This is a genomic window from Bradyrhizobium sp. STM 3809 (assembly GCF_000239795.1).
Lineage (GTDB): Bacteria > Pseudomonadota > Alphaproteobacteria > Rhizobiales > Xanthobacteraceae > Bradyrhizobium.
Window position 1 is genome coordinate 1 of record NZ_CAFJ01000235.1, and the last position, 6,506, is coordinate 6,506.

General features: G+C 68.9%; 4 protein-coding genes. 3 read left to right on the forward strand and 1 reads right to left on the reverse strand.

Annotation, left to right across the window (positions count from 1 at the left end; translation table 11 throughout):
- Positions 1 to 126 precede the first annotated feature (126 nt).
- Complete coding sequence (locus BRAS3809_RS12870) at positions 127 to 1,470, reverse strand: 8-oxoguanine deaminase (RefSeq protein WP_008962532.1); 1,344 nt, start codon at positions 1,468 to 1,470, stop codon at positions 127 to 129.
- Between the two features lie 139 nt (positions 1,471 to 1,609).
- On the opposite strand from BRAS3809_RS12870, the gene BRAS3809_RS12875 reads away from it, so the two are divergent.
- The 3 genes from BRAS3809_RS12875 to BRAS3809_RS12885 form a co-directional block, all read left to right on the forward strand.
- The gene (locus BRAS3809_RS12875; protein ID WP_008962533.1) at positions 1,610 to 2,431 is read left to right on the forward strand and encodes an FAD binding domain-containing protein; all 822 of its coding nucleotides are present in this window, start codon (positions 1,610 to 1,612) and stop codon (positions 2,429 to 2,431) included.
- A complete protein-coding gene (locus BRAS3809_RS12880; protein ID WP_008962534.1) occupies positions 2,428 to 5,142 on the forward strand; it encodes a molybdopterin-dependent oxidoreductase in 2,715 nt (904 codons plus the stop codon). Before BRAS3809_RS12875 ends, BRAS3809_RS12880 begins: the two co-directional genes overlap by 4 nt.
- 32 nt (positions 5,143 to 5,174) lie before the next feature.
- On the forward strand, positions 5,175 to 6,506 hold a 1,332-nt coding region (locus BRAS3809_RS12885; protein WP_035656218.1), incomplete at its 3' end, for a nucleobase:cation symporter-2 family protein.

A 6,506-nucleotide genomic window follows, 5' to 3' on the forward strand; every position in this document is an offset into this window, starting at 1 on the left:
ATGGTGAGGAGCGCCGGCTTCGGCGCGTCTCGAACCATGAGGCCCCCGGTGAGCGCCGAACCAAATGCGATAGTCGTACTTTAAGCGGGGAGAGAGTTTCGCCCTAAGTATCAGCCGAACTGCGGCTCATCCCCGCATCGCCTTCGCCGCCGCGCTGTGGCGGCCAATCAGGCTGGCGACATCGAGTCCGGGAATAGCGCCGTCGAGCACCGTCCAGCGGCCGCCGACCATGACGCGATCGGCGCGGTGCGCGCCGCACAAGACCAGCGCCGCGATTGGATCGCCGGCGCCGGAGAAGCGCAATTCATCCAGTTTGAACAGCGCGAGGTCGGCCGCATGGCCCACTGCGATCTCGCCGAGCTCGGGCCGGCCGACGCAGGCAGCCGAGCCCTTGGTCGCCCAGCGCAGCGCATCCTTGTGGCTGATGCGGCTGACGCCGTAGCGCGCCCGCTGCAGCAGGAACGCGGCGCGCACCTCCTGCATCAGGTTGGAGCCGTCGTTCGAGGCGGAGCCGTCAACGCCGAGACCGATGCCGACGCCCGCCTCCTCCATCTCGCACACCGGACAGCAGCCCGACGCGAGCAGCTGGTTCGAGCAGGCGCAATGGCTGATCGTCGTCTTGGCCTTGCCGAGACGTTTCATCTCGTCGGCGTTGAAGAAGATGCCGTGCGCGAGCCAGGTGCGCGGGCCGAGCCAGCCGTTCTGCTCGAGATAGTCGAGCGGACGGCAGCCGAACATCGCCTCGCAGAAGCGGTTCTCGTCCTCGGTCTCCGCCAGATGGGTGTGCAGCCGCACGTCGAGCCTGTCGGCCAGCGCCGCCGTCTTCTGCATCAACGATCCCGTCACCGAGAACGGCGAGCACGGCGCCAGCGCGATCTGCACCATCGCGTCGGGTCCGCGCTCGTGATAGGTCGCGACCACGCGCTCGCTGTCGGCCAAGATCGTGTCCTCGTCCTGCACGACGCTGTCCGGCGGCAAGCCGCCGTCGCGCTCCGACAGGTTCATCGAGCCGCGCGTCAGCAGCACGCGGATGCCGAGCCGCTTCGCCGCGGCGACCTCGATGCCGACGGCATCCTCCAGGCCGGCCGGAAAGACGTAGTGATGGTCGGTCGTCGTGGTGCAGCCCGACAGCATCAGCTCTGCCATCGCGAGCGTGACCGCCGCATCCAGCGCCTCCGGCGTCAGCTTCGCCCAGATCGGATACAGCGCCTTCAGCCACGGGAACAGCTCGCGGTCCATCGCTGCCGGCAGCGCCCGGGTCAGCGTCTGGTAGAAATGGTGGTGCGTGTTGATCAGCCCGGGGATCACGACGTGGGCGCTCGCATCATAGGCCACGCAGCCCTCGGTCGCCGGCTCCCTGCCCGCGGCCACCAGCTCGACGATGCGGCCGTCCTTGACGACGATGCCGCGCGCGGCACCGTCGGCGAGAATGGCGAGCGGGTCCTTGATCCAAATCGGCGTGGTGCTCATGGCGGTCTCGTCTCGCTGCGGGGCGTTCGCCTCTGCCGGGGACGTGCAAGCGAAAGGCCAACGTCATCCTATTGCCAGTTGGCGCCGGTCTTGCAAGGATTTCACCGGCGATCGGCGTCGCCAATGAGCTTGCGTCACCATGGACCTGAACACCATCACCGAGGTCGTACGCCCGCGAAATCGGGCCGAGCTGCCCAGCTGGAAGGCAGGCGATGCCTGGCTGGCCGGCGGCACCTGGCTGTTCTCCGAGCCGCAGGCGCAGCTGTCGCGGCTGATCGATCTCAGCGATCTCGCCTGGCCGCCGCTCACCATCGGCGAGCACGGCCTGACCGTTGCCGCGACCTGCAGCGTCGCCGCGCTCGATGAACTGCCATGTCCGGCCGAATGGACCGCCGCGCCGCTGATCGACCAGTGCTGCCGCGCGTTCCTCGCCTCGTTCAAGATCTGGAAGACGGCGACCGTCGGCGGCAATCTCTGCATGTCGCTGCCGGCCGGCCCGATGATCTCGCTGCTCGCCGCGCTCGAAGGCGTCTGCACGATCTGGAAGAACGACGGCAGCGAGCAGCGCATCGCGGTCGTCGACTTCGTCACCGGCAACAACCGCAACGTGCTCGCGCCCGGCGACCTGCTGCGCCAGATCGACGTTCCGCTCGCGGCGCTGAAGCGGCGCACCGCCTTCCGCCAGATCGCGCTGACGCCGGTCGGCCGCTCCGGCGCGCTGCTGATCGGCACGGCCGGCCGCGACGGCGACCTGCTGCTCACCGTCACCGGCTCGACCATCAGACCGCTGCAGTTGCGCTTTGCCGCCATGCCCGACGCGGTCGCGCTGCGTGCCGGCATCAGCGACATTCCCGATGCGCTCTATCATGACGACGTCCACGGCAAGCCCGCCTGGCGCAAGGCGATGACCTTGCGTCTTGCCGAGGAGATCCGCGCCGAGCTCGCAGGCGTCAGGCCATGAGCGTGATCGTCAATGGCAGAGCGGTCGAGGCCGCGCCGCGCCCGGGGCAATGCCTGCGCACGTTCCTGCGCGACACCGGACATTTCGGCGTCAAGAAGGGCTGCGATGCCGGCGATTGCGGCGCCTGCACGGTGCTGCTCGACGGCGAGCCGGTGCACAGTTGCCTGATCCCGGCGTTCCGCGCCGACGGCAAGGCCGTCACGACCATCGAAGGCCTCGCGAGCGATGACGGCCTGCATCCGATGCAGCAGGCCTTCCTCGACGCGCAGGCGTTTCAATGCGGCTTCTGCACCGCCGGCATGATCGTCACCTGCGCCTCGCTCAACCAGGCGCAGAAGAAGGATCTCGGCGCGGCGCTCAAGGGCAATCTGTGCCGCTGCACCGGCTATCGCGCCATCGAGGACGCGCTGCTCGGCCTGACGCATGTCGACGAGGTCGCGGCCGGCGAGGCCTTCGGCCGCAGCCTGCCCGCGCCTGCCGGCCCTGAATTGGTGCGCGGCCAGGCGCGCTACACCTTCGACACCGCGATCGAGGGCCTGCTGCACGTCAAGCTCCTGCGCTCGCCGCATGCCCATGCGCGCATCAGGAGCATCGACAGGACGGCGGCGCTCGCCGTGCCCGGCGTGCATGCGGTGCTGACGCATGAGGACGCGCCGGCCACGCTGTTCTCGACCGCGCGCCACGAGCAGGCCTGGATGGATCCCGCCGACACCCGTGTGCTCGACGATGTCGTCCGCTTCATTGGCCAGAAGGTCGCAGCCGTGGTTGCCGAAAGCGAGGGCGCGGCCGAGGAGGCCTGCCGGCGCCTTGTCGTGGACTACGAGATCCTGCCTGCCGTGGTCGATCCGGCCGAGGCGATCGCCGAGGGCGCACCGGTCATTCATGCCGGCCGCGGCAGCGAGCATCGCGTCGCCAACGTCAGCCGCAACATCGTCGCCGAGACCCATGGCGAGTTCGGCGATGTCGCGGCCGCGCTCGCATCCTCCGCGGCCACCTACGAAGGCACCTTCACGACGCAGCGCGTCCAGCACGCCGCGCTCGAGACGCACGGCGGCCTCGCCTGGCTCGACGATGACGGCGTGCTCACGGTCCGCTCCAGCACGCAGGTGCCGTTCCTGACGCGGCGGGCGCTCGCCGAGATCTTCGACCTCGCGCCCGACAAGGTCCGGGTGCTCTGCGAGCGCGTCGGCGGCGGCTTCGGCGGCAAGCAGGAGATGTTCGTCGAGGACATCCTCGCGCTCGCCGCCTTGAAGACAAGGCGGCCCGTCAAGCTGGAGTTCACGCGCGAGGAGCAGTTCATCGCGACCTCGACGCGGCATCCGATGCGCGTCACCGTCAAGGCCGGCGCCGACAAGGACGGCCGGCTGACCGCGCTGCAGCTCGACGTGCTCTCCAACACCGGCGCCTACGGCAATCACGCCGGGCCCGTGCTGTTCCACGCCTGCGGCGAGTCGATCTCGGTCTACAAGTGTCCGAACAAGAAGGTCGACGCCGTCGTCGCCTACACCAACACGGTGCCGGCGGGCGCCTTCCGCGGCTACGGCCTGCCGCAGACCACCTTCGCGGTGGAAGCCGCGATCGACGAGCTCGCGCTCCAGCTCGGCCTCGACCCCTTCGAGATGCGCCGCCGCAACGTCGTCAGGCCCGGCGACCCGATGCTGGCGCCGCCCGGCGTCGAGCATAGCGACGTGCTGTACGGCTCCTACGGCCTCGACCAGTGCCTCGATCTGGTCGAGCGCGCGATGGCCGAGGCTACGCCGGCGCCTGAGCTGTCGGACGAATGGCTGAAGGGCGACGGTATCGCGCTGACGATGATCGACACCGTGCCGCCCGACGGCCATTTCGCCGACGCCAGCCTCGCCCTGCGCGACGATGGCGGCTTCACGCTGACCGTCGGCACCGCCGAGTTCGGCAACGGCACCAGCACCGTGCATCGCCAGATCGCCGCGACCGTGCTGGGCACGACGGTCGACCGCATCAGTCTCAAACAATCCGACACCGCGCATGGCGGCCACGACACCGGCGCCTATGGCTCTACCGGCACCTTCGTCGCGGGACGCGCGACGCAGGCGGCGGCCGAGGCGCTGGCGGACAAGATCAAGCGCTTTGCGGCGGACCGCTGGAGCGTCGATGCCGCCGACTGCCGGATCGCGGATGATGCGATCAGTTGCGGCGCGCAGCGGCTCTCGTTTGCCAGCATCGCCAGGGTCAGTGGAGCGCCGCTGACGGCGACCGGCAACTCGCAAGGCACGCCGCGCTCGGTCGCGTTCAACGTCCAGGGCTTTCGCGTCGCCGTGAACAAGCACACCGGCGTGGTCCGGATCCTCAAGAGCGTGCAGGCCGCCGACGCCGGCCGCGTCGCCAATCCGATGCAGTGCCGCGGCCAGATCGAGGGCGGCGTCGCGCAATCGCTCGGCGCCGCGCTCTACGAGGAGGTGGTGATCGACGACGCCGGCCGGGTGATCAATCCGCGCTTCCGCGACTATCACCTGCCCTCCTATGCCGACGTGCCGCGGACCGAGGTGCTGTTCGCCGACACGGCCGACAGCATCGGCCCGCTCGGCGCGAAGTCGATGAGCGAAAGCCCGTACAATCCGGTCGCGGCCGCGCTGGGCAACGCGATCCGCGCCGCGACCGGCATCCGCTTCACATCGGCGCCGTTCAAGCCGGACCGGCTGTTTGCACGGTTGCAGGAGAGGTTCGGCGACTGAGGCGATCATTGGGACTAACTGGGGGGACGACGATGAGCGACACGATTCATCCGGTCGACGAGATGCTGCCGGCGCCGAAGCTGCTCGCGCTCGGCCTGCAGCACGTGCTGGTGATGTATGCGGGCGCCGTCGCGGTGCCGCTGATCATCGGCCGCGCGCTGAAGCTGCCGCCCGAGGATGTCGCCTTCCTGATCAGCGCCGATCTGTTCGCCTGCGGCCTCGCCACGCTGGTGCAGTGCATCGGCTTCCCCGGCGTCGGCATCCGCCTGCCGGTCATGATGGGCGTCACCTTCGCCTCCGTCGGCCCGATGCTGTCGATGGCCGCCTCGCCCGAGATCGGCCTGCTCGGCATCTATGGCTCGGTGATCGCCGCCGGCCTGTTCGGCATCATCGTCGCCCCCTTCGTCAGCCGGCTGCTGCCGCTGTTTCCACCCGTCGTCACCGGCACCATCATCCTGATCATCGGCATCTCGCTGATGCGCGTCGGCATCAACTGGGCCGGCGGAGGCGGCCTCCCGACGATCACGAAGGTCATCGACGGCGCCAAGGGCGACTTCCCGAATCCGGCCTATGGCCAGCTCCAGGGGCTCGGCATCGCGCTGTTCGTGCTGCTGTTCATCCTCGGCCTGATCAAATGGGGCACCGGCTTCATCGCCAACGTCTCGGTGCTGCTCGGCATCGTCGCCGGCGCGGTGCTCGCGACCGTGCTGGGCGTGATGCATTTCGAGAAGGTGGCCGCGGCGCCCTGGGGCGCGCTGGTCGTCCCGTTCAAGTTCGGCGTGCCGGAATTCCACACGGTGCCGATCGTGACGATGTGCATCGTCATGATCGTGGTGATGATCGAATCGCTCGGCATGTTCCTGGCGCTCGGCGAGATGACCGGCAAGACCATCGACCGCCAGGCGCTGTCGCGCGGCCTGCGCGCCGATGGCGTCGGCACGCTGCTCGGCGGCATCTTCAACACCTTCCCCTATACCTCGTTCTCGCAGAATGTCGGCCTGGTCTCGGTCACCGGCGTGCGCTCGCGCTGGGTCACGGCGACCGGCGGCGCCATCATGCTGCTGCTCGGGCTGCTGCCGAAGATGGCGGCGCTGGTCGAGGCGGTGCCGCCGGTCGTGCTCGGCGGCGCCGGCCTCGTGATGTTCGGCATGGTGGCGGCGACCGGCGCGCGCATCCTCGCCAATGTCGACTTCAAGACCAACCGCTTCAATTTGTTCATCGTCGCGATTTCGGTTGGCTTCGGCCTGATCCCGCTCGCCGCGCCCGGCTTTTTCAAATACCTGCCGGAGAATCTGAAGCCGATGCTGGAATCAGGCATCCTGCTGTGCGCCGTGGTCGCGGTGCTGCTGAACGCCTTCTTCAAC